Below are 2,981 nucleotides of genomic sequence, written 5' to 3'. Positions count from 1 at the left end.
GGGGAAGGGGCCGCGGAAGGGGGCTCGCAAGGCGACGCCGAAAGCCCGGCACCCGCGCCCGGGACGGCACCCGGCCCGGTGCGGCCCACGGCGGAACCCGAGCCGATCGACCTCATGGGCGTCGCCAAGGGCGCCGTGCTCAAGCGGGCGATCCCGGCCGCCGTCGCGGTCGTCGTGCTCGTCCTGCTCATCGTCTGGCTCGTCTGAGGCCCGCGGTGCGAGAGCTCGCGGGCCCGCTCCGGGCCTGGTACGCGGCGGGACGCACGATCGGACTCGCCACCGTCGTCGGCGCCTACCGCAGCGCGCCCCGTCCCCCGGGCGCGGCGATGGCCGTGTCCGCCGAGGGCGACGTCGCCGGGAGCGTGTCCGGCGGATGCGTCGAGGCCGCCGTGTACGAGGTGGCGCGGGAGGTCGTCCGTACGATGACGCCGCAGCTGCACCAGTACGGGATCAGCGACGACGACGCCTTCGCGGTCGGCCTTACCTGCGGCGGCACCATCGACGTCTTCGTCGAGCCGGTCTCCCCGGCCACCTTCCCCGAACTGCCCGCCGTCCTCGACGACATGGCGGCGGGCCGGGCGGTCGCGGTGGCCACGGTGGTCGCCGGTCCGGGTGCCGGGACCCGCATGGTGGTGCGCACCGGGGCACGCTCGGGCGGCCTCGGCTCCGCCGTCCTCGACGAGGCTGTGGCCGGGGACGCCCGCGCCATGCTGGCCCGCGGCACGAGCGCGCAGCGCCGCTACGGCGAACGGCGGGTCTTCGTCCGCTCCTACGCGCCACCGCCGCGCCTGCTGGTCTTCGGCGCCACCGACTTCGCCGCCGCCCTCGCCCGCCAGGGCGCGCTCCTCGGCCACCGCGTCACGGTCTGCGACGCGCGCCCCGTGTTCACCACCGCGGCCCGCTTCCCCGACGCCCACGAGGTCGTCGTCGAATGGCCGCACCGCTACCTCGCCGCCGAGTCCGCCGGGGGCCGCGTCGACGCCCGGACGATGGTGGCCGTCCTCACCCACGACCCGAAGTTCGACGTGCCGCTGCTGGAGGTGGCCCTGCGCCTCCCGTTCCTGGGTTTCGTCGGGGCGATGGGTTCCCGGCGCACCCACGAGGACCGCCTCGAGCGCCTCCGGCACGCGGGCCTGACCGACGCCGAACTCGCCCGCCTCAGCTCGCCGATCGGCCTCGACATCGGCGCCCTCACACCTCAGGAGACGGCGGTCTCCATCGCCGCCGAGATCATCGCCGGGAGGCGCGGCGGCTCCGGGTCCCCGCTCAGCGGCACGACGGGACCGATCCACGCCGCGGCGGTCCACGCGGGACACGGCGCCCGCTGACGGGCCATGACCTGCGGGGACCGAGCCCCGTGGATCGGGAGGGTGAGCGTGCCGGCTTCGTCGCCGTCCACCGTGGGCGGTCCGGACACCCTGCGCGCTCTGCAGGAGCGGGCGGCCCGCGCGCTTCCGGCCGCGTACGTCGAGGTCACCGAGGGGTGGTGGCTGCGGCAAGCCCCCGGCTGCTCCTGGTGGGTGGGCACGGTCCTGCCCCACTGGGCCGACGTGACCGGCCGGTTGGCCCACCGGGTCGCCACGGTCGCGGAGTTCTACGCCGCCCGCGATGCCACCGCCCGGTTCCGGATCAGCCCGGGGGCCTGCCCGCCCGGACTCGACGCCTTCCCGGCAGGGCGCGGCTACCGCCCCGGGAGCCCGATGTCCTTGCGCACGGCGCGGACCGCCCAGGTGCGCGAGCAGGCCGCGGCGGGCGCCGCCCCGCCGGTCCGGCTGGAGGACCGCCCCACGGACGGCTGGTTCAGCGTGTGGCGCGCGGTGCACGGTGTGCACGGCGGCTCCGGTGCCGAAAGGGACCTGCTCCACCGCGTGGAGCGGCCCTCGGCCTACGCGTGCGCCACGATCGGCGGCGAGGCCGTCGGGGTGGGCCGCGCCGTCGCCGACACCGGCTGGGCGGGCCTGTTCGGCATGGCCACCCTCCCCGGCGCCCGCGGCAAGGGCGCGGCCCGCGCGGTCCTCGCCGCACTTGCGCACTGGGCCGCCGGGCAGGGCGCGGACAGCATGTACCTGCAGGTGGAACGCGACAACGCCCCCGCCGCGCGGCTCTACGACCGGGCGGGCTTCAGCGAGCTGTGCGCCTACCACCACCGGACGGCGCCGTGAGCCCCGACGGGCGGTCGCCGCCGGGGACCCACGGGTCGTCGGCCCGGAGGGCTCAGCCCGTCCCGGCCGCGGCGAAGGAGACGTCCGCGGTGTCGACGGTGCCGCCGCGGCGACCGGGGGCGCTCTGGTGCTTCCAGTAGAGGTTGGTGTGCGCGATCACCAACTCCGGGGCCGGTGCCCCGTAGGCGCTGAGGTCCTCCGTGGTGTGCGCGTCGCCGACGAGCGTGACGTCGTAGCCCCGGACGAGCCCGCCGTGCAGGGTCGAGCGGACACAGGCGTCGGTCTGGGCACCCGTGACGACGAGCCGGCCCACGCCGCGGTCGGCGAGCACCGCCTCCAACTCGGTGTCCTCGAAGGAGTCCCCGTAGCGCTTGTGGATCAGCGGCTCCGGCTCCTCGCGCACGAGTTCCGGCACGTACTGCCAGCTCTCGCTGCCCTTCTGCAGGCCTTCGTCCGAGTGCTGCACCCAGATCACGGGCACGTCCTCGGCCCGCGCCTTGCCGAGCAGGGTGTTGATGTTGGCGATGACGTCGTCCCGGTTGTGGGAGCCGGCCACCACCCCGTTCTGCACGTCGATGACGAGCAGCGCGGTGTTCGGACGGTCGGAAAGGGTCGTCATGGGGACTTCCAGTCTCTCGTCGCGGTGCCTGTGTCGTCCCCACCCTAGGCCGGGCCACCGACAATCGAGCCCGGTCGGCCCGGCCCCGGGTCGCCGGAGGACTAGGACTTGTCCGGACGATCATGTGACTACTCGCCGTCCGCGTCGTTGATGTGGACATGGGGCGGGGTGACTTGAGCGATGCTGAATGGGAACGGCTG

Annotated in this window: 3 protein-coding genes and 1 pseudogene; 3 read left to right on the top strand and 1 reads right to left on the bottom strand. The window is 75.3% G+C overall.

Going from position 1 to position 2,981, the window contains the following annotated elements:
- From PV350_RS45855 to PV350_RS45845, 3 genes and pseudogenes are all read left to right on the top strand, one after another.
- A pseudogene (locus PV350_RS45855) lies at positions 1-207 on the top strand (hypothetical protein); the annotation flags it as partial.
- 8 nt (positions 208-215) lie between these two features.
- Complete coding sequence (locus PV350_RS45850) at positions 216-1,328, top strand: XdhC family protein (protein ID WP_499515659.1); 1,113 nt, start codon at positions 216-218, stop codon at positions 1,326-1,328.
- 48 nt (positions 1,329-1,376) lie between these two features.
- Positions 1,377-2,162, top strand: coding sequence for a GNAT family N-acetyltransferase (locus PV350_RS45845; RefSeq protein ID WP_500339223.1), 786 nt, complete (start codon positions 1,377-1,379; stop codon positions 2,160-2,162).
- A gap of 52 nt (positions 2,163-2,214) precedes the next feature.
- On the opposite strand, the gene PV350_RS45840 is transcribed toward PV350_RS45845, so the two are convergent.
- The gene (locus PV350_RS45840) at positions 2,215-2,781 is read right to left on the bottom strand and encodes a cysteine hydrolase family protein (protein WP_499515661.1); all 567 of its coding nucleotides are present in this window, start codon (positions 2,779-2,781) and stop codon (positions 2,215-2,217) included.
- Positions 2,782-2,981: the final 200 nt, after the last annotated feature.

This window comes from Streptomyces sp. PA03-6a (assembly GCF_033792765.1).
Classification (GTDB): Bacteria; Actinomycetota; Actinomycetes; order Streptomycetales; family Streptomycetaceae; genus Actinacidiphila.
The sequence above is the reverse complement of the archived record's forward strand: the minus strand, read 5'-3'. Positions and strand labels throughout refer to the sequence as shown.